The following is an 18,560-nucleotide window of genomic DNA, read 5'->3' as shown; positions in this document are numbered from 1 at the left end:
CATTCCTGTATGTCTGCCATAACTTTTTGCTATGTCCAGCATACACACGATCAAGGAACGCTATAGATCAGCGGCATCAGGAGGCTGTCAAGCGAGCCCGTCGCGCAGCCGGATTGCAAGCCACGCGTGGGCTCGCTCGCAGAGGCGGCGTTGCTCTAGTCCTGCGGCTTGGGCGCGAATTCGCGGCGCAAACGTTCGCCATGCGCATCGAGCGCCGGGATTGGTCCGAACGCGGGCACCTGCCCGTCCGCGACGGCGCCGGGAGCCATCAGCACCACGGGCCCTGTCGGCGTATCGATCTCGATATAGCGGTTCTGCGGATGCTCGGCGAAGTCGGCCAAAGTGGAAACTCGTCCGAACGCGAGCCGGGCATCGTTGAGTAATTTGATTGCGCGATCGAGATCCATGCTCAGCAGAATCGGCCCGATCTCGGCATCGAGCGCCGCGCGGTTCTTCACGCGCTCACCATTGTTCAGGAAGCGCGGATCGGTGGCGAGGCTTGGCCGCTTGAGCACGTCGCGGCACAGGATCACCCATTCCCGCTCGTTCTGGATCGCGATCAGGATCGAGCGGCCGCCGCCGCAGGCATAGCTGCCATAGGGCGCGATCGTCGGATGATGCAGCCCGACGCGGCCGATCGGCACGCCGCCATAGGCATATTGCAGATACGGCACGTTCATCCAGTCGGCCATCGCGTGAAACAGCGACACCGTGATGTGGCGGCCGCGGCCGGTGAGCTCACGCGCATACAGCGCCTGGAAGATCGCCTGCGTCGCGGTCATCCCGGCATTGATGTCGCAGACGGAGACGCCGACGCGCGCCGCGCCATATTCATTGCCGGTGATGTTGGCGAGCCCGCTCTCGCCCTGCACCAGCAGGTCATAGGCCTTGGCGTCGCGCAGCGGACCTTCGTCGCCATAGCCGGAAATCGCGCAGGTGATCAGCCGCTCATGCCTGGCCCGCAGGCCCTGCATCGAGAAGCCGAGCCGGTCGATCGCGCCGGGCGCCAGGTTCTGGATGAAGACGTCGGCCTGCGCCAGCATCGCTGCCAGCACCGCCTTGTCGCCGTCATCGGCGAGGTTCAGCGCAATCGATTCCTTGCCGCGATTGAGCCAGACGAAATAGGCGCTCTCGCCATGGACGAAATGATCGTACTCCCGGGAGAAATCGCCCTCGGGACGCTCGATCTTGATGACGCGGGCGCCGGCGTCGGCCAGCTTGCAGGAGGCGTAGGCTGCCGCCACCGCCTGCTCGATCGACACAACCAGCAGTCCCTCGAAGTCGGCAGCCATCGTCCCTCATCGCTTCCGGTTGCGGCGCGCTAACGCATCACGAACGGGTTCGGCACATCCTTGCCATAAGACATCCAGACACATTTCGTTTCCAGATATTCCATGATCGCCTCCTGTCCGCTCTCCCGGCCGATGCCAGAGGCCTTGAAGCCGCCGAACGGCGCCATGTAGCTGACGGCGCGATAGGTGTTGGTCCAGACCGTGCCGGCGCGCAGCCGCTTGGCCGCGGTGAAGGCTCGGCGCTGGTCGTTGGTCCAGACACCGGCGGCGAGGCCGTAAGCCGTGTCGTTGGCGATCGCAAAGGCCTCGTCATCCTCGCGGAACTTGATCACCGAGAGCACCGGGCCGAACACTTCCTCCTGCGCGATCCGCATCGCATTGTGGACGCCCGCGAACACCGTCGGCTCGACGAACCAGCCCTGGCCGCATTCCGGACGGCTGGCCGGCTTGCCGCCCATGACGCATTCGGCGCCCTCCTCGCGCGCCATCGCGATGCAGGACAACACGCGCTGATATTGCGGCTGCGTGGTCACTGGCCCCACCTGCGTATCCATGTTCATCGGATCGCCCATGCGCGCGGTCTGCGCCAGCGCGACGAACTTCTCCAGGAACGCGTCGTGGATGCTCTCATGCACCAGGAGGCGCGAGCCGGCGATGCAGGTCTGGCCCGTGGCGGCGAAGATGCCGGACACCACGCCCTTCACGGCATTGTCGAGATCGGCGTCAGGGAAGACGAGCTGCGCCGACTTGCCGCCGAGCTCCAGGGTGGTGCGCTTGAAGGTCTGCGCCGCGTTGCGCAGCACGTGGCGGCCGGAATTCTCGCCGCCGGTGAAGGCGATCTTGTCGATGCCCTTGTGGCTGGTCAGCGGCTCGCCGACATCGGCGCCGAAACCGGTGACGACGTTGAGTACGCCCGGCGGAAAGCCCGCCTCCTCGACCAGCCGCATCAGTTCCAGCGTCGAGGCCGAGGTGAACTCTGACGGCTTGATCACGATGGTGCAGCCGGCCGCGAGCGCCGGCGCGAGCTTCCAGGTCGCCAGCAGCAGCGGCGAATTCCACGGCGTGATCGCCGCGACCACGCCGACCGGCTCATGCCGCGTGTAGGTGAACATGTCGGGCTTGTCGATCGGGACGATCGCACCCTCGACCTTGTCGGCGAGCCCGCCGAAGTAATGAAACCATTGCGGGATATAGCCGACCTGGCCGCGCATCTCCGCATAGAGCTTGCCGTTGTCCTGCACTTCGACGGCGGCGAGCTGATCGGCGTCGCGCGCGATCAGCTCGCCGAACCGGCGCAGCAGCTGGCCGCGCTGCGACGGATGCATGGTGGCCCACTCGCCCTGCTCCAGCGCCCGGCGGGCCGCGGCGACAGCCAGATCGACATCATGCGCGTCGCATTTGGGGATCAGGGCCCAGGGCTGGGCCAGGTACGGATCGAAGCTCTCGAAATAATCGCCGGACGCCGGCTGATGCCATTGGCCGTCGATGAAACATTGATAGCGCCGCATGGGCTCAATCCTGCTCATGTGAAAATCTCTCAGTTGAATTCCACGACCTGGCGGATCGCGCTGCCGTCGGCGAGGCGATCGAAGCCGGCGTTGATGTCGTCGAGCTTGATGCGATGGGTCAGCAATTTATCGACCGGCAAACGGCCGCGATGATAGAGGCCGAGGAAGCGCGGGATGTCGCGCGACGGCACGCCGGAGCCGAGATAGCTGCCCTTGAGCGTGCGCTCCTCGGCGACCAAGGAGACGGCCGGCAGCGACAGCACCGCCTTGGGGTTCGGCAGGCCGGCGGTCACCGTGGTGCCGCCGCGACGGGTGATGGCGTAGCTCATCTCCAGCGCCTTCACGGAGCCGGCGAATTCCAGCGCCGCGTCGACGCCACCCTTGGTCGCCTCCTTCACTTTCGCGACCAGATCGGGATCGGCGCCATGAAAGGTGTGGGTCGCGCCGAGCTCGCGCGCCAGCGCGAGCTTCGGCTCGAACATGTCGATCGCAATCACGCTCTCAGCGCCGATCGCGACTGCACCCATCACTGCGGCGAGCCCGACGCCGCCGAGCCCGATGATCGCCGCCTTGCCGCCAGGGCCGACATCGCCGCCGTTGAAGACGGCGCCCGTGCCCGTCAGCACCGCACAGCCCATCAGCGCCGCGATGTGCAGCGGCACTTCCTTCTGCACCTTCACCAGCGAGCGGCGCGACATCGTGGCGTATTCGGCGAAGCACGACACGCCGCAATGATGATGCACCCTCTCCTCGGCGCGATGCAGCCGGAAGCCGCCGCTGAGCAGATCGCCCTTGCCGTTGTGCTCGGCGCCCGGCTCGCACAGCGCCGGCCGCCCTTGCGCACATGGCGCGCAATGGCCGCAGCTCGGCACGAACACGCAGACGACGTGATCGCCGCGCACGAGATCATCGACGCCGGCGCCGACCTCCTCGACCACGCCCGACGCCTCGTGGCCAAGCACCATCGGCAGCGGGCGCGGCCGGTCGCCATTGATCACCGAGAGATCGGAGTGGCACAGGCCGGCGGCGGCGATGCGCACCAGCACCTCCCCGGGACCTGGACCATCGAGCTCGACCTCCTGAATGCGGAGGGGACGCGAGGCGGCATAGGGTCCGGCGAGGCCCATGTCCTCGAGAACGGCGGCCCTGATCTTCATGATGTCATTCCCTTGAACTCTGCGGCCTGTCGCTCAGTGGACGGCCGCGTACATGATCTTCTCCTCGGTCGCCTCGTCGGCCGAGAACTCCTCGACGACGCGGCCCTGGCGCGACACCAGGATGCGGTCGGCGAGGTTGAGGATTTCCGGCAGGTAGGACGAGATCACGACCACCGCGAGCCCGGCATCCGCCAGCTCGTTGATGACGTGGTGCAACTCGGCGATCGCGCCGACGTCGACGCCGCGCGTCGGCTCGTCGAAAATGACGAGCTTCGGCTCCTGCACCAGCGAGCGCGCGATGACGACCTTCTGCTGATTGCCGCCGGACAGCTCGACCACGCGCGCCGCATTGCTGATCGCGCGCACATTGAGCCGCTTGGTCCAGGTCGCGGCCAGTTCCATCATCTCGGCGTAGGAGATGACGACGCTCTTGTTGAGATCGGCGGCCAGGAGATTGAGATAGATGTTCTCGGCGATCGACTTGGTCTCGAAGAATCCTTCGATCTTGCGGTCCTCGGTGACGTAGACGATGCCGTCGCGCACCGCCTGGCGCGGCACTCGGTAGCGGACCGAACGCCCGTCCAGCTTGACCTCGCCGCCATGGAAGAAGTCGCGCTTGACCACGCCGGAGATGATCTTGGCGGTCTCGGTGCGCCCCGAACCGATCAGGCCGAAGATCCCGGTGATCTGGCCGGCATAGACCGAGAACGAGTTGTTGCGGACCATGCGGCCCATCGACAGGTTCTGCACGCTCAGCATCTTGCGGCCGTAGGGCCGCGTCGCGTGACCCTCGCCGGCCTTGCCGTAGAGCTCGTCGGACAGCGTGCGCCCGACCATCGCGGTGATGATCTTGTCGCGATCGAAATTCTTCGCGTCGTCGGTCACGACATGCTGGCCGTCGCGCATGATGGTGATGCGGTCGGAGATCGACAGCGCCTCCTCCAGCGCGTGCGAGATGAAGATGATCGAGACGCCGTCGCGCTTCAGCCGCTTCACCAGCGCGAAGAAATGGTGCTTCTCCTCCGGCGTCAGCGTGGCCGTGGGCTCGTCGAAGATGATGACGCGTGCCTTGTGGTGCACGGCCCGCGCGATCTCGACCATCTGCTTCTGCGCCGCGCCGAGCTGCGACACATACATCGTCGGATCGACGCCGAAATTCAGCGATTGCAGGAACTGCTGGGCGGCGATGTAGATGCCGCGCAGCCGGTTGAGGAACTTCTCATTGCCGAGATAGATGTTCTGCGCCACCGTGAGCGACGGCACCAGGCTGGTCTCCTGGAACACCATCGCGATGCCGCTGCGCAGCGCCTCCGCCGGCGTCTTGAACGAGACCTTCGCACCGTTGACGATCAGCTCGCCGCTGGTGACCTCGTAGACGCCGGCCATGATCTTGGTCAGCGTCGACTTGCCGGCGCCGTTCTCGCCGAGCAGCGCATGGACCTCGCCCGGCCGCAGGTCGAACGAGATGCTGCGCAGCGCCGGAATGCCGTGGAATTCCTTGGTGACGTTCTTCAGTTCGACGACCGGCTGCATCACTTCCCCTCCCGGCCCACGCGATCGATCGCGATGATCTCGTCGCCGCCCTTCGCGGTCAGCCACAGCCGTCCATTCACCTCCACCGCCGACGTGATGCCGTGACGTTTGCCCCCGGCCCGGCTGTGCAGGCTCTGCAGCGGCACGAAATTGGCGTCGAGCTCGATGACGAGGCCATAGGACAATGTCGGCGCCCACGGCTTGAGGATGCCCATCTGCTTCAAGGCGCCGCCCTGCATCGGCTCGTGGAACGAGACGCCGCTGCGCAAGGCCGGTGCGATCCAATAGGCCGGCGGCACCTCGGCCAGCATCGCGCGGCGGTAGGCATCCTCGCGCAGCACGAATTCGATCAGCGGGCTGCGCGGCGCGAACACGGTCAGCCAATAGCCGCCACGCGCCGACGGCGCGATGCGGCCGGGATAGCCGGGCAGATCGTCGAGCACGACAGCGAGCTCGCGGCCATCGGCGGCGCGGCGCACCAGCCGGACGTCCCAGGCCTCGCTGACGATCAGCGACTGATCGGCCGCGACCACCACGCCATTGGGATAGCCGAGCCCGGCGGCCAGCCGCTTGGCCTCGCGCTTGACGAGATCGAGCTTCCACATTTCACCGGCGCGGCGATGCTCCATCAGGTCGCGCTGCCAAGCCTCCAGCCCGGTCTCGACCGAGCCGACGCAGACGACGAGGCTCGTCTCGTCGACGAAGGTCATCGCGGTGATGCAGGCCGTCGGCCAGCCGCTTCGCCGGCCAGCATTGGTGACGGTGCCGTCACGCGCCAGGATCGAGATGCCCTTGCCTTCGCAGGCCACCGCGATCTGTCCGCGCGGCGAGACGGCCAGCGCCGAGATCACGCCATCGAGCGTCGCCACCGCTTCGAGCTCGGCGCCATCGGCCATCCGAAACAGCCTGACACCGCTCGACCAGAACATCGCGCCATCGCACACGACCAGATTATCCGGCGCGGCGCTCGCGATGCCGCGCGGCGCATCTTCCAGACGATTGTTCGGCTTCAGCGCACCGTCCAGCGGCGGCACCGTGACCGCGGCGCGGCCGCGTCCGAGGAAGCGCTCCAGCCAGCTTCCGACCAAGGCGTTCATGCCCGCCCCCAATAGCTGCGCATGGCGCTCCAGTTCGGATCGGCATAATCGAGCTTGATGCGTCCGATCCGGTTGTTGGTGATGCCGCCGAGATAGAGATAGCCGCGGTGCTCGCGCATCGAGGTGATCATCGGATGGTTCTTGGCGCCCTGATCCCACAGCGACTCCAGCACCTCGCCCTTGTCGTTGAAGCGGATCACGCAGCCGATGTTGAGGTTGGGATACAGCCACTGGTCAGGCGCGATGCGGCGCGCCATCCGGCGGCGGAAGCCGGGCATGCGCAGCGCGAGGTCGAGCGCCGGCGAGCGCATCCCCATGATCGCGCACCAATAGGAGCCGTCCGAGGCGCGATTGATGTTGTCGGGATAGCCGGGCAGTGCGTCGAGCACGCGCTCGACCTGCCCCGCCTTCGGCCCGGAGATCCACAGGCGGCTGACGCGGCAGGCCCAGCTCTCGGCGAACAGCACCGACTGGCCGTCATGGGCGAGACAGACGCCGTTCGGGAAGATCAGGTTGCGCAGCGCCGTATGCGTCTTGCCGGTGTTCGGGTCGTAGCAGATGATCCGGCCATTGCCGCGGCTCTCCAGCGCATCGACCGGCCAGTCGTGCATCTCGTAGCGGATCGTGGCCTCGCTGAAATAGATCCGGCCATCCGGCGCGATGTCGAGATCGTCGGCGAGCCGCAGCCGGGAATCGTCGACGATGGAGAAGGTCGAGCGGTTGGTCTCGTCGGTGACCTTGCTGACGTTGCGCGCGCGGTCGATCTTATAGAGCCCCATGCCGCCGACACAGACATGCAGGTCGCCTGTGCGGTCGAACGCCATGCCGAGCGGCGAGCCGCCAATATGGGCGTAGACTTCCCAGGTCTTGTAGTCCGGCGGCGCGAAGCGGACGATGTCGCCGTGACGCGTGCCGCAATAGAGATTGTCCTCGTCATCGAGGATGACGTCCTCCGGAGACTCGACCTCGCCGAGGCCGATGATCTCCACCGCGCCGAGCCGGTCGTTGAGCGCGAACGCCCCGCCGGTCTCGGCGGACGTCGAGCGCGGCGCCGGCAGCTCGACATAGGTCGGCGACACGTAGACCTTGGACAGCAGCTTGTCGCGGTTCTTGAGCCAGCGCACGTCGATGAACACGGCAAGCAGCAAGGTAAGGCCGAGCACCATCGGCCCCGAACCGCTGTTCAGGCCGATGCGCAGCACGCCGTTGGTCATGACCAGCACGATGACCGCGCCGATCAGCGCCTTCGCCACCGAGCCGCGGCCGCCGCCCAGGCTGTTGCCGCCGAGCACGGCCGCCGTCAGCGCCGAGATTTCCAGGCCCATGCCGGTGTCGGTGCCCGCCCCGCTGAGCCGTGCCGCATAGAGCACGCCAGCGAGGCCGCAGAGCATGCCGGAGATCGTATAGGCGGCGCAGACCATGCCGCGCACGGAGAGACCGATGTTGTGCGCCGAGCGGCGCGAGCCGCCGATCGCCATCATGCGCCAGCCCGGCCGGCTGCGCGTCAGCAGCACATGGCCGATCAGCGCGACGACGACCAGGATGATGAAGCTCGACGGCACCTCGGCGAAGCCGCCGAGCCCGATCACGTCCCAGACGTCGGACTGATAGAAGCTCACCGACATCGCCTGCGCGTATTTCAACAGCAGCATGTCGACGATGGCGCGCACGATGATCAGGGTCACCAGCGTGGTGAGGAACGCGCGCAGCCGGAGGAAGCCGATGAGGTAGCCGTTGAGCAGCCCGACACCCCCGCAGATCAGCACGACCGCGGGGATCGCGAGCCCCACCGGCCAGCCGCCGAGGTTGAGCAGCGCGAGCGTCATGAAATTGCCGAGCGCGAAATTGGAGCCGACGCTGAGGTCGATGCCGCCGACGACGATGACGATCATCATCGCCATGCAGACCAGGCCGAACTCGCCGAGCTCGCGGGCGCTGATCGCGAGATTGGCGCCGGTGAAGAAGTTGGGGATCAGCGACCCGAAGACCGCGATCACGCACAGCAGCACCAGGAACGGGATCGCGTTGTCGATCCACTTCTTCGAGAGCAGCTCGCCGATGACGTGGTCCGGAATGAAGCGATATCTCAGCTTCGTCAAAGTACTGGTCGACGCCAAAGGAGCCTCTGCACGTAGTCGCTTAAGGTCAAATCAAAGAGGGTGCGTGGCCGCCGCACCCGGCGGCCACGCATGGCTAGTCCGGATCAGCGCAGCAGCTTGGCGTACTGCTCGGGATCCCAGCAGGTGCCGGCCTTGACGTCAGCCTTGGTCATGACGCGGGTCGGCGAATACAGCTGGAACTTCATCGTGCCGGCCTTCTGCTTGCCCTGCAGCACCGCGGAGATCGCGGTGAAGGCGTCGCGGCCCATGCCCGGCGCGTCATAGTTGATCGCGGCCGAGAAGGTGCCGTCGGCCAGACGATCGCACATGCTCTGCGCGCCGCCGCCGGAGGTCACGAAGTAGACCTGGTCCTGCTTGCCGGCCTGCTTGATCGCCGCACCGGTGCCGACGCCCTGGCCATCCCAGACGTCGATGACGCCGCAGAGATCGGGGTTCTGCTGCAGCACCGTCTCGGTGATCGCGCGCGCCTTGGAGGCGTCCCAGTCGGCCGCCTGGCTCGATACCACCTTGATCTCCGGATTGGCGTCGAACACCTTCTTGATGCCCTGCACCTGATAGTAGCTGACGCCGCCGGTCAGCACGCCCTGCACGATCGACACCTTGTGCGAGGTCTCGGTGCCCTTGCCGCATTTGGCAACCACCATCTTGGCGGCCTGCTCGCCCATCGAAATGAAGTCGGGACCGACGAAGGCGTCGGTCTGCACCGCGCCCTGCATATTCATCTGGATGACGACGATGCCGGCAGCATTCGCCTGCTTCAGCAGGCGCGCCAGCGACTGCAGGTCGGGGTTCTGCGTCACGATCACGTCGGGCTTCTCGGCGATCAGCGAGGTCAGGCCCTGTGCCATTGCGCCGGTGTTCCAGTTCGGATCCTGCGACTTGAACTTCATGCCGTAGCGCTCGGCTTCGGTCTTGACGACGCCGCCCCAGGCCTGGGCGAGGTCGAAGCCGATCGAGATCGGCAGATAGACGATCGACTTGCCCTTGAGCGCGTCGAGCGCCGGCTGGCGATAGGGATCGTTCATGTCGTCGGCGCGGGCGCCGAATGCGGCCGCGGCGATGCTCGCGAATGCGGTGGCCGCAAGGGCCAGGCGGTGCAGGTTCTTCAAGATGGTCTCCTCCGATTTTGTTGATTGAGGCGCGTTGGTTGGGGCTTCAGATGTCGCCCTGCTGTCCCGTCTGCTCGTCGCGGGGATTGACGATGCTGTCGACGACGATGGCGAGCAGCAGGATTAGGCTCTTGACGACGTTCTGGATCGTGTACTGCACGTCCATGATCGTCATGCCGTTCATCAGCACGCCGATCAGAAGTGCGCCGACGATCACGTTGCGGACATTGCCGCGGCCGCCGGACAGGCCGACGCCGCCGAGCACGACGACCAGGATGACGTCGTAGATCATGTTGGAGTTGACGACGCGGGTGTTCATCGCCTCCGCCGACGTGGCGGTCACGAGACCGGCAACGAAGGCGATGCCGCCGGCGATGACATATTGCGCGACGAGAATGGGACGCACCGGCACTCCGCCGATGCGCGCGCTCGCGAGATTGTCGCCGATCGCATAGATGAAACGCCCGGGCTTGGTGTAGCGCAGGAACAGATAGGCGATCAGCGCCACCACAGCGGCGACGACGATCGGCATGGGAATGCCGAACAGCGCGCCCTGCCCCAGGCTCGCGACCGCGCCGATGTTCGGCGGCAGATAGACGACGTCCGTGCCCGTGATGAGATGCGCGCGGCCGAAGCCGTAGACGAAGGTGGCCATCGCCAAGGTCGCGAACAGCGACGGGATCTCGGCATAGGCGATCAGGATGCCGGTGACGAGGCTCATGCCGAGCGCGAGCAACAGGCCGATGCCCATCGCGCCCGCCATCGACATTCCGCTCGCAGCAAGCTGCAGGCTCCACGCCACCGAGATCGCCATCGTCGCCACCAGCGACAGGTCGATGCCGCGACCGAGCACGACGATGAGCATGCCGAGCCCGAGAATGCCGAGCACGGCGACGCTACGGACGAGTGACAGCAGATTGCTCGGCGCCAGGAATTTCGGCAACGTCAGAGCGAAGACGATCAGCAGCAGCACCGTGAGCGCGAAGACGATGCGCTCCTGGTTGAAATAATGAGACCACGCGCGCATCCGCTGCCTTAAGCCCTTGTCGCTTCACCCCGGCCCGATCGCGGCGGCAGATTGGATCTGCGCGCCCTCTGTCCGGCACGTCGGAGCTGGAGGCCCGCATGCCGCGTTCGAGCGAATTTTGGAGCTTGAAGCTAGGTGAGGTCCTGCCGTGAGCGGAAATACGGATTTGAGCTAGCGGCTATATCATCCGGTTATCAGCAAGCTGCAACGCAATAGCGAGATGGCGCGAGCTCACGGCTCGACCGGTTCAAGCCTGCTGCGGAGGAGCGACAGCCGGTGCGAGAATGCGGCCTGACACGAGCAGCCAGATCGTGCGTAGCACCAGCGCCCCGATGACGAGGTTGACGACGACGAACACGATCGGCGCCATCGTCGCGGCAGGTCCGTGATCGCCGCGGATCACCATCTTCAATAACGAGCTGGCAAGCGCGGTCAGGCCGAACGTGAATCCCCAATAGGACGCCGAGAGCCGATGTTCGAGAATCCAAGGCAGCAGCCGGACGAGCAGCAGCAATTGCAGCATGCCATAACCGATCAGCGCGCTGACGACCATGTCAGGGGGTCCCTCTGTCACGCTGAGATAGGCAAGCGCGCCCGCCGTCGGCGGCGCCAGCTGAATGCCGAGGGTCGGACGGATCGTGGCCGGCAACGCGTCGGCCGTGTAGAGCCGGTGCAGCAGGACCGACTCCACCGCCAGCCAGGAAAACAGTCCGGCGCCGAAGGCGAGACGACCCCACTCAGGAAAGCCGAGCGCACCTGCCCCGATGGCGGTGACGAAGGATCCAGCCACCGTCGGCAGGTACAGCACCGGCGTCGAGGCCGCGGGATCGCGGCCGCCGCGCCACAATTGACCGGTGCGCCACAGCGCGAAGCCGAGCGAGAAGACGAGACCTATCGCGTAGATGACGAGCGCCGCGATCCGATGATAGGGCTGTGCTGCGATCGCGACCAGCATGGTCGAGACGCCGGCAAGTCCAATGAAGCAGCACTGGATCGGATGCAGCGCCTCGGACAGAGCCGCATCGGCGGAGAGGATCCACTTGGCCACATAGAACAAGACAATGACGGCCCAGACGACAACGCCCGCCGCCATCAGGACCTCGCCGATGTCGGCCGGCAATCCCCACAGCTGATGCGCCGCGCGCCAGCTGTTGCCGAGCCCGATGATGCCGAGCACGATGCCGAAGAAGGAGGCCGGAACCAGCGGAAGCTTGACCCTACGCGCGGTCATCGATCACTCCGGAGGTCGGCGCGAAAGGTCGTCGCGCTCCGATCCAGGCTCACTATCCGTCGCGTCCGAGACGAGCTTCGGCGGCTCGTCATAGCCGGCGCGGCTGCTGTAGAACACCAGCGCCATCAGCCCTACGCCGCAGATCATGGAGAACACCACGCCGATGGCCAAAGCGGCATAGCCCGACGACGGCACGTCGGTTCCTTCCGCCGACGACCATCCGAGAACGGCGACGACGATCACCGCCACCAGCATCAATACCAGTGCGGCCACGAGCACATAGGCGCCGGCGCCCATCGTGCGCGCATCCGACACCATCTCTTGCCACAACGACTTCCAGGGAATGACCGGCATGGCGCGGTTCTACTCTGCTGACGTCGCGGTGTCGGCGATCGCCTTGAGCGCGCCGGTCATGGCCTCCACCGCGCCCTCCGCACCCGCCGCCCCGCCATGGCGCTGCGCCAGCCAGGCCGGATCGTTGTAGGACAGCCAGGTCCGTCCCTCGGCATCCTGCCAGACCAGGACCTTCAACGGCAGATCGATGCCGATGCTCTGCGCCGCCTGCATCAGCGGCGTTCCCCCTTTGGGACTGCCGAAGATCAGCAGATCCGTCGGGCGCAGCGTCATCCCGACATCGGCGGCGCCGGCCGCATGATCGATGTGGGCGAAGATCGTCATGCCCTTTGCCCTGACGGCGTCCTGCAGCTTCCGCATCGTCGTGCCTGGATCGTTCTGGCTTGGCAGCGTGATCAGCCCCTGCGGGTCCATGGCGTTTGCTCCGATTGTTGTCGATAGTGTCAGGAAGACCAGCAGGGCGAACGTCTGCATGCGCCTGCGCGCGCGTCCGACGCCGGGCCGAGCGCCGTGCCCGATCATTTCGGTGCCCGGACGTTGCTGAACTCCGGCACGGGCAGAAACCCGTTGCGGTTCGGCATCTTCACCTTGGGCAGCGAGGTCTGATCGAGACGGCCGTCCGGCGGCACGATGCCATTCAAACTCAGGATGTAGGCCGACAGCGCGTAGTAGTCGTCGACGCTGAGCGAACCCGGCGCCTGATACGGCATGGCACGATGGATGTAGTCGAACAGGGTCGTCGCATACGGCCAGAAGCTGCCGACGGTCTTCACCGGAGCGTCGGTCGCGAGCGTGCCCTGGCCGCCGACCAGCCGATCCTTGATGCCGCCCTGGCCGCCTTCGCCATGGCAGGCGGCGCAGTTCTCCGCGAACAGCTCCTTGCCGCGCGCAGCGGTGCCGCTGCCTTGCGGCAGCCCCTTGCCGTCAGGACGCACATCGATGTCCCACAGCTTGATCTCCTGCGGCGTCGCCGGCCGCCCGAAATCCACGGCATGAGCGGGAGCGACCAGCAGCGCAGCGGCCAGCGCCGCCGTGAGCCAACGTTCAGGCGAGAACATTGCTGACCTTGCCATCGCTGTCGATGCTCCATGTCTGCTGCGCGTTGTAATGGAACAGCGCGTTGGTGCCGGTCTTCGCGATGAAGGACTTGCGATCGGGCTGTACGTTGCCCTTCTCGTCGGTCGCGCGGCTGACGATCTTGGTCGGCTTCCCGTTCCACTGCCAGTCGAGCTCGAAGCGCGCCTGCGCCTTCGGCAGCACGGGATGGTTCATGCGGGCCGGCTGCCAGCTCCGCCCCTCGTCGGTGCTGACCTCGACCTTCGCGATCCGGCCATGGCCGCTCCAGGCCAGCCCGGTGATGCGGTTGTAGCCGGGCCGGATGGTCATCGTGCCCGACGGCGAGGTGATGACCGAATTGGTCTCCATCCTCAGCTGGAACTGCGCGGCCTTGCCGTTGGCGAGCAACTGGGTGTAGCGCGCGGTTTCCCAGCGGGTCATCCAGGGCTCGTCGCCGAACTTCAGCCGGCGCAGCCATTTGATGTTCAGATTGCCTTCGAAGCCCGGCATGATCAGGCGCAACGGAAAGCCGTGCGCCGGCCGCAACGGCTCGCCGTTCTGGCCATAGGCCACGAACGCCTCGTCCATGATCTCCTCGGTGAGCGGAATGCTGCGGGCCGCCGCAGCCGCATCACCGCCCTCGGCCAGCATCCACGCCGAGCGCGCCTCCTTGCCGACAAGATCGATGAGGTAGCGGAGCGGAACGCCGGTCCATTCGTTGCTGCTGACGAGGCCATGGGTGTTCTGCACCGTCAGGGTCGGGTCGGCCTTCTTCCAGTTCTCCCAGCCATTGCCCGTGCACTCGATGAAGACGATTCGCGAGATCGACGGCATGCGCATGATGTCATCCGGCGTCAGCACGAGCTGCTTGCGGGTCATGCCGTGGATCAGCAGCCGATGCTTGGCGGGATCGATATTGGGAACGCCCGCATGGCTGCGCTCATAGTGCAGATCGGTCGGCGTGATGCTTCCGACCAGCCTGTCGAGCGGCGTCTTCGAGTTGATGGCATCGGCGGGATCGATGTTCCGTTTGCCCGGCGTCGCTTCCGGAATGCGTCCGATGTGGACATAGGGCGAGCGTGCGCTGAACGCGGACAGCACACCCCCCGGTTCGCGCGCCGGCACATCGGCCAGATCGTCGGCGAGCGCTTCGCCGCCGATGACAGCACCGGCGGCCGCTGCCGACGCCGTGACGAAGCGCCGACGCGACATACGCGCGTCACCGCCTGATCGATGCAAAATTGGATTTGGCTTGTCGGTGCTCATGCGCGCCCTCAGGACGATGAAGGTCGCAGAGAGCTATCCGTTATCCGCGCGCGGCTCCATCATACCGAGGAATGGGACGCGACGTGCCGTCGTATGGATTGATTGAAACTGCCGCCATGCCCGATCTATGCCGCGCGATCTGAACGCCCGGCATCAACGAGCATGCTATCCCTTCCCGCCATTCCGCCCACATTCGGGGATCATCATTCGACACCAGCGGACTGGCGGGCGCATGGAACGGCCGTGGCCACAAGCAAGGTCGGACTACACGATCTGCCTGATGCTCGGACTCGTGAGGGCGCGCGACACCACCTGGAGGGCTTGCCCAAGCTCGGCCCGGTTGCGGGCAGCGCCGAGCGAGATGCGCAATCCGCGCGGCGCCGACGCGCTTGCCGCGAACGCAGCCTCTCCGACCACTGCCAGGCCGTTGCGCATCAGATGCGACAGCAGCTCGGCGGCATCGAACCGGGCCGGTTGCGGCAGCCAGAGATGATGGCTCGTGGGCCGCGCGGCATAGGTCACGCCTTTCAAGGCGCGCGCGGCGAGTTGCTGGCGCGCGGCGGCCTCGTTACGGATGGCGCGGATGATGTCGTCGGCGATACCGGATCTCAACCAGTGCGTCGCCAGCGCGACCATCGGCCAGGCCGGCATCTGCATCGTCGCCTGCAGACACCCCCGCATCATCTGCTCGGCGGACTCGTCCGGCGCCAAAAGATAAGCGACACGCAAGGCCGGCGCGATGCATTTCGCGATGCTTGCCGCATAGTATGTCCGATCCGGGATCAGCGTGGCGATCGGCGACAGCCGCGGCTCCAGCGGGCCATACACGTCATCCTCGATCAGGACGGCGCCGCGCTTGCGGATGACGCCGGCGATTGCCGCCCTGCGCGCGGCGCTCATGGTCGCCGTGGTCGGGTTCTGCTGGCTCGGCACGAGATAGACGAGCTTCGACTTGTGCTTGCGCAAGGCATCGTCGAGCGCCTCGGGCCGCGCCCCCTCGGCATCCATGGCGACACCGGCGAGATGCACGCCGAGCCGCGCGGCAGCAGCCTTGAGCCCTGGAAAGGTCAGCGCCTCCGTGACCACGACATCTCCCGGCCTGGTCAGCGACACCAGGGCGTTGAAGATGACGGCCTGCGATCCCGGATAGATCACGATCCGCTCGGCCGTCGCGTGGGCGACGCGCGCACGCAGCCAGGCCGCAGCGGCCTCGCGCTGCTCCACGCTGCCACCAGGCGGCGCATAGCTCAGAAACGCGCTCAGGCCGGCATCGCTGCGAATGGCCGCCAGCCCCTGTTCGATCCGGCGATCGAGCTGCGCCTCGACAGGTTGCGGCGGCAAATTCATCGACAGATCGATGGTGGCCGCCGCCGGCCCATCATGCGCGGCGCGCGCCGTCGTCTCGGAGACGAACGTTCCCTGCCCCACTCGCGCTTCGATCAGCCCGCGCCGCCGCGCCTCGCTATAGGCGCGCGTGACGGTGGTGAGATCGATGCGAAGTCCCGACGCGAGGCTGCGATGCGTCGGCAACCGCTGGCCGCGGATCAACCGTCCGCTGGCGATGTCGGCTTCGAGGGCATCAACGATGCGCATGAACAGCGGACCCTGCCATTCGGAAAGTGTAGGGAGCCAATCCATGCAATTCTCCAGATTGTCTTTGATTGCATGCTTACATTGATGGATTGTATGGATCAATTCTCTCTGTCACCAACGGAGGCGCGCATGGGCAACCTTGTCAGCCAAACCAGGCCGGCGGACCTGACAAAGCGACCGTCGAGCGAGCTCGGGGAGTCGCCCGCGGATCGCCCGGCTCCCGCATTCGGCTTGGCCCGCATCCCCGCCGAACGCCGTTGGCGCGAGCCGCCGCCGTCACCATTGCTTGCGAGAGGCAGCCCGCCGCGCCTGTCGATCTCGATGTGGAGCGGATCCGTCAGCAATGGTGCGCTCGACGTACAGACGGACCTTGTCGATGCGCCTTACGCCGTCTCCTACGCGCTGCGGCCCACGACCATGTCGCTGTCCGTCGGTGGCCGGCTGCTGATCGATGGCGACATCGTCCCGGGCACCACGGTCCTGACGGGGCCCGCCCTGCCGAATGCGCGCGCAACCTATCGCGCCGATTACGCGATTGTCCGCGTGTTCGTGTCGCAACGCGCCGTGGCGGACTGCTTCGAGGAGATCAACGGCCGGCCTGCCGGCGACGCGCTCGAACCGTTCGACCCGCACCAGACCGATGACCGCGTGCTGCGCCATCTCGTGTCGTCGCTCATCCGCGCCTTCACCGAAGACGCCGCTCCGAGCCAGTTGTTTCTCGACAGCCTCAGCATTTCCTTCGCCGCCCACCTGATCGGACGCTACCACCTGAAACAGCCGATCGTTCCGAAGCGGAAGCTGTCGCCGTTGACGCCGTGGCGGCTGAACCGCGCGAAGACGTTCGTCGATGCTCATCTCGACCAGCCCATCGCGCTTGCGGATCTGAGTGCGGCCGCCGGCCTGAGCCGCATGCATTTCGCAGCCCAGTTCAAGGCCGCGACCGGCCTGTCGCCCCACATGTACCTGCTCCAGTGCCGCGTCCATGCCTCGAAACGGCTGCTGCTGGATCCGGCGCGCTCGATCCGCGACGTCGCGCTGGCCGTCGGCTTCAAGAGCGAGACCCATTTCATCAACGTGTTCCGGCGTCTGGTCGGCGAGGCGCCCGGACGCTGGCGCCGATCCATTCTGTGACACGGCTGACGGGGTGACGGCCCGCTCAAACGCCTTGATACACCAGCCGGGTGAAGAAGGCCGGCGTGATCAGGAATTGCCCGAAACGGCTGTCGAACGCGGCCGTCGGCTTGGCGGCAATGGCGTCATCCACCGAGCGCCCCTGCTGCTTGAGCTTCGCGACGTTGTCGCGAATCGTCACGAGCATCTCGCGATAGGCCGCGAGCTCCTTCTTGTTGCTCGCGGGCGCGCCATGTCCGGGAATGACGATGGTCTTGTCACCGGCCGCGGCGAGATTGGCATCGGCCGCCTTGATCATGCCGTCGATGCTGCCGCCGGTCGAATAGTCGATGAAGGGATAGATCCCGTTCCAATAGGTATCGCCGCAATGCAGGATGTCGGCTTCGGTGAAGATGATCGACAGATCGGAGTCGGTATGCGCAGACCCGTAGGGCCTGAGGACGATCGTCGCGCCACTGTGCTTCATCGTCGTCTCGGCGCTGACGATCTCGCTGGGAACCGCCGCGAGCGGCGAGGTCGGGAAATTGTAGTCCCAGTCCTCCACGCGCTGCGCCGATAGCAGATGCTTGCGTGTGTTCGCGTGGGCGATGATCGCCGCCCCCTCGCCGTTCAACCACGCATTCCCGTCGGTGTGATCGAAATGCCAGTGCGAGTTGATCAGGTGGGTGATGGGCGCGCGGCCGATGTCATTGAGGCTCTGCAGCAGCTTGCGCCGCGAGGCCGTGATGCCGGCGTCGACGAGCAGTTTTCCCTCCTTGCCGGCGAGCACGGCGATATTGCCACCGGAGCCCTCGAGCACGCTCACGCCGCCCCGCAGCCGATGCGTCTTGACCGGCTCATGAGCGGCGGAATCGCGGATCAGGTCGACGATGTTGCGGGCTTCGGCAAACGCTTGCGAGGGTGTCAGCCAGCCGCCGGCGGCCACCGTGCCGGCTGCAGCGAGACAGCAGATGCAGAATCCCCGTCGCGAAAGGTGCCGAGCCTCGATCATCCTGCGATCTCCCGTTGCCTGCTTCGACGGCAGCCACCGCCTTCGTGCCGCAACGTAACGCAGGAACTCATCGGTTCTTCCAGCAAGCGTTCCCC

The 18,560-nt window shown here is 66.0% G+C and carries 16 protein-coding genes; 1 reads left to right on the top strand and 15 read right to left on the bottom strand.

Annotated features, from left to right (window positions below; all coding sequences use genetic code 11):
- Positions 1 to 155: 155 nt before the first annotated feature.
- The 14 genes from ACQR1Y_RS13130 to ACQR1Y_RS13065 all read right to left on the bottom strand — a co-directional run bounded on the left by ACQR1Y_RS13130 (position 156) and on the right by ACQR1Y_RS13065 (position 16,343).
- On the bottom strand, positions 156 to 1,292 hold the full coding sequence (locus ACQR1Y_RS13130) for a CaiB/BaiF CoA transferase family protein (RefSeq protein ID WP_434876736.1): 1,137 nt from the start codon (positions 1,290 to 1,292) through the stop codon (positions 156 to 158).
- Between the two features lie 29 nt (positions 1,293 to 1,321).
- A complete protein-coding gene (locus ACQR1Y_RS13125) occupies positions 1,322 to 2,800 on the bottom strand; it encodes an aldehyde dehydrogenase (RefSeq protein ID WP_434876735.1) in 1,479 nt (492 codons plus the stop codon).
- Between the two features lie 29 nt (positions 2,801 to 2,829).
- Positions 2,830 to 3,957, bottom strand: coding sequence for a zinc-dependent alcohol dehydrogenase family protein (locus ACQR1Y_RS13120; protein WP_434876734.1), 1,128 nt, complete (start codon positions 3,955 to 3,957; stop codon positions 2,830 to 2,832).
- Positions 3,958 to 3,990: 33 nt separating this feature from the next.
- On the bottom strand, positions 3,991 to 5,490 hold the full coding sequence (locus ACQR1Y_RS13115) for a sugar ABC transporter ATP-binding protein (RefSeq protein ID WP_434876733.1): 1,500 nt from the start codon (positions 5,488 to 5,490) through the stop codon (positions 3,991 to 3,993).
- Entirely contained in the window at positions 5,490 to 6,587 is a 1,098-nt protein-coding gene (locus ACQR1Y_RS13110; protein WP_434876732.1) for a strictosidine synthase, read from the bottom strand. The genes ACQR1Y_RS13115 and ACQR1Y_RS13110 overlap by 1 nt, the downstream gene beginning before the upstream one ends.
- Complete coding sequence (locus tag ACQR1Y_RS13105) at positions 6,584 to 8,704, bottom strand: ABC transporter permease (RefSeq protein ID WP_434876731.1); 2,121 nt, start codon at positions 8,702 to 8,704, stop codon at positions 6,584 to 6,586. Before ACQR1Y_RS13105 ends, ACQR1Y_RS13110 begins: the two co-directional genes overlap by 4 nt.
- Positions 8,705 to 8,790: 86 nt before the next feature.
- Positions 8,791 to 9,816: a sugar ABC transporter substrate-binding protein gene (locus ACQR1Y_RS13100; RefSeq protein WP_434857705.1), complete on the bottom strand. Its 1,026-nt coding sequence runs from the start codon at positions 9,814 to 9,816 to the stop codon at positions 8,791 to 8,793.
- Positions 9,817 to 9,862: 46 nt separating this feature from the next.
- Complete coding sequence (locus ACQR1Y_RS13095) at positions 9,863 to 10,843, bottom strand: ABC transporter permease (protein ID WP_434876730.1); 981 nt, start codon at positions 10,841 to 10,843, stop codon at positions 9,863 to 9,865.
- A gap of 247 nt (positions 10,844 to 11,090) precedes the next feature.
- Positions 11,091 to 12,074, bottom strand: coding sequence for a dicarboxylate transporter/tellurite-resistance protein TehA (tehA, locus tag ACQR1Y_RS13090; RefSeq protein WP_434876729.1), 984 nt, complete (start codon positions 12,072 to 12,074; stop codon positions 11,091 to 11,093).
- A 3-nt stretch (positions 12,075 to 12,077) separates the two neighbouring features.
- Entirely contained in the window at positions 12,078 to 12,428 is a 351-nt protein-coding gene (locus tag ACQR1Y_RS13085) for a hypothetical protein (RefSeq protein ID WP_434876728.1), read from the bottom strand.
- A gap of 9 nt (positions 12,429 to 12,437) precedes the next feature.
- Positions 12,438 to 12,842, bottom strand: a complete 405-nt coding sequence (locus ACQR1Y_RS13080; RefSeq protein ID WP_434876727.1) for a DUF302 domain-containing protein — start codon at positions 12,840 to 12,842, stop codon at positions 12,438 to 12,440.
- 104 nt (positions 12,843 to 12,946) lie between these two features.
- Positions 12,947 to 13,501 carry a c-type cytochrome gene (locus ACQR1Y_RS13075; protein ID WP_434876726.1) on the bottom strand — a complete coding sequence of 185 codons (555 nt, stop codon included), beginning with the start codon at positions 13,499 to 13,501 and terminating at the stop codon, positions 12,947 to 12,949.
- Positions 13,473 to 14,696: a sulfite dehydrogenase gene (soxC, locus tag ACQR1Y_RS13070; protein WP_434876725.1), complete on the bottom strand. Its 1,224-nt coding sequence runs from the start codon at positions 14,694 to 14,696 to the stop codon at positions 13,473 to 13,475. The genes ACQR1Y_RS13075 and soxC overlap by 29 nt, the downstream gene beginning before the upstream one ends.
- A gap of 318 nt (positions 14,697 to 15,014) precedes the next feature.
- On the bottom strand, positions 15,015 to 16,343 hold the full coding sequence (locus tag ACQR1Y_RS13065; protein ID WP_434876724.1) for a PLP-dependent aminotransferase family protein: 1,329 nt from the start codon (positions 16,341 to 16,343) through the stop codon (positions 15,015 to 15,017).
- Here ACQR1Y_RS13065 and ACQR1Y_RS13060 point away from each other — a divergent pair.
- Positions 16,269 to 17,474: a helix-turn-helix domain-containing protein gene (locus ACQR1Y_RS13060; RefSeq protein WP_434876723.1), complete on the top strand. Its 1,206-nt coding sequence runs from the start codon at positions 16,269 to 16,271 to the stop codon at positions 17,472 to 17,474. The two genes, ACQR1Y_RS13065 and ACQR1Y_RS13060, sit on opposite strands and share 75 nt — an antisense overlap.
- A 25-nt stretch (positions 17,475 to 17,499) precedes the next feature.
- Here the strand turns inward: ACQR1Y_RS13060 and ACQR1Y_RS13055 are convergent, their stop codons facing one another.
- Positions 17,500 to 18,465, bottom strand: a complete 966-nt coding sequence (locus ACQR1Y_RS13055; RefSeq protein WP_434876722.1) for an MBL fold metallo-hydrolase — start codon at positions 18,463 to 18,465, stop codon at positions 17,500 to 17,502.
- Positions 18,466 to 18,560: the final 95 nt, after the last annotated feature.

It is taken from the genome of Bradyrhizobium sp. HKCCYLRH3099 (assembly GCF_051167855.1).
GTDB lineage: Bacteria > Pseudomonadota > Alphaproteobacteria > Rhizobiales > Xanthobacteraceae > Bradyrhizobium.
This window is presented reverse-complemented; position numbering and strand designations above follow the sequence as displayed.

Bases quoted from the DNA above. Each gene is read 5' to 3' on its own strand.
- ACQR1Y_RS13130 (WP_434876736.1), bottom strand. From the start codon at position 1,292: ATGGCTGCCGACTTCGAGGGACTGCTGGTTGTGTCGATCGAGCAGGCG.
- ACQR1Y_RS13125 (WP_434876735.1), bottom strand. From the start codon at position 2,800: ATGCGGCGCTATCAATGTTTCATCGACGGCCAATGGCATCAGCCGGCG.
- ACQR1Y_RS13120 (WP_434876734.1), bottom strand. From the start codon at position 3,957: ATGAAGATCAGGGCCGCCGTTCTCGAGGACATGGGCCTCGCCGGACCC.
- ACQR1Y_RS13115 (WP_434876733.1), bottom strand. From the start codon at position 5,490: ATGCAGCCGGTCGTCGAACTGAAGAACGTCACCAAGGAATTCCACGGC.
- ACQR1Y_RS13110 (WP_434876732.1), bottom strand. From the start codon at position 6,587: ATGAACGCCTTGGTCGGAAGCTGGCTGGAGCGCTTCCTCGGACGCGGC.
- ACQR1Y_RS13095 (WP_434876730.1), bottom strand. From the start codon at position 10,843: ATGCGCGCGTGGTCTCATTATTTCAACCAGGAGCGCATCGTCTTCGCG.
- tehA (WP_434876729.1), bottom strand. From the start codon at position 12,074: ATGACCGCGCGTAGGGTCAAGCTTCCGCTGGTTCCGGCCTCCTTCTTC.
- ACQR1Y_RS13085 (WP_434876728.1), bottom strand. From the start codon at position 12,428: ATGCCGGTCATTCCCTGGAAGTCGTTGTGGCAAGAGATGGTGTCGGAT.
- ACQR1Y_RS13080 (WP_434876727.1), bottom strand. From the start codon at position 12,842: ATGGACCCGCAGGGGCTGATCACGCTGCCAAGCCAGAACGATCCAGGC.
- ACQR1Y_RS13075 (WP_434876726.1), bottom strand. From the start codon at position 13,501: ATGGCAAGGTCAGCAATGTTCTCGCCTGAACGTTGGCTCACGGCGGCG.
- soxC (WP_434876725.1), bottom strand. From the start codon at position 14,696: ATGTCGCGTCGGCGCTTCGTCACGGCGTCGGCAGCGGCCGCCGGTGCT.
- ACQR1Y_RS13060 (WP_434876723.1), top strand. From the start codon at position 16,269: ATGCGTCGGCAACCGCTGGCCGCGGATCAACCGTCCGCTGGCGATGTC.
- ACQR1Y_RS13065 (WP_434876724.1), bottom strand. From the start codon at position 16,343: ATGCGCATCGTTGATGCCCTCGAAGCCGACATCGCCAGCGGACGGTTG.
- ACQR1Y_RS13055 (WP_434876722.1), bottom strand. From the start codon at position 18,465: ATGATCGAGGCTCGGCACCTTTCGCGACGGGGATTCTGCATCTGCTGT.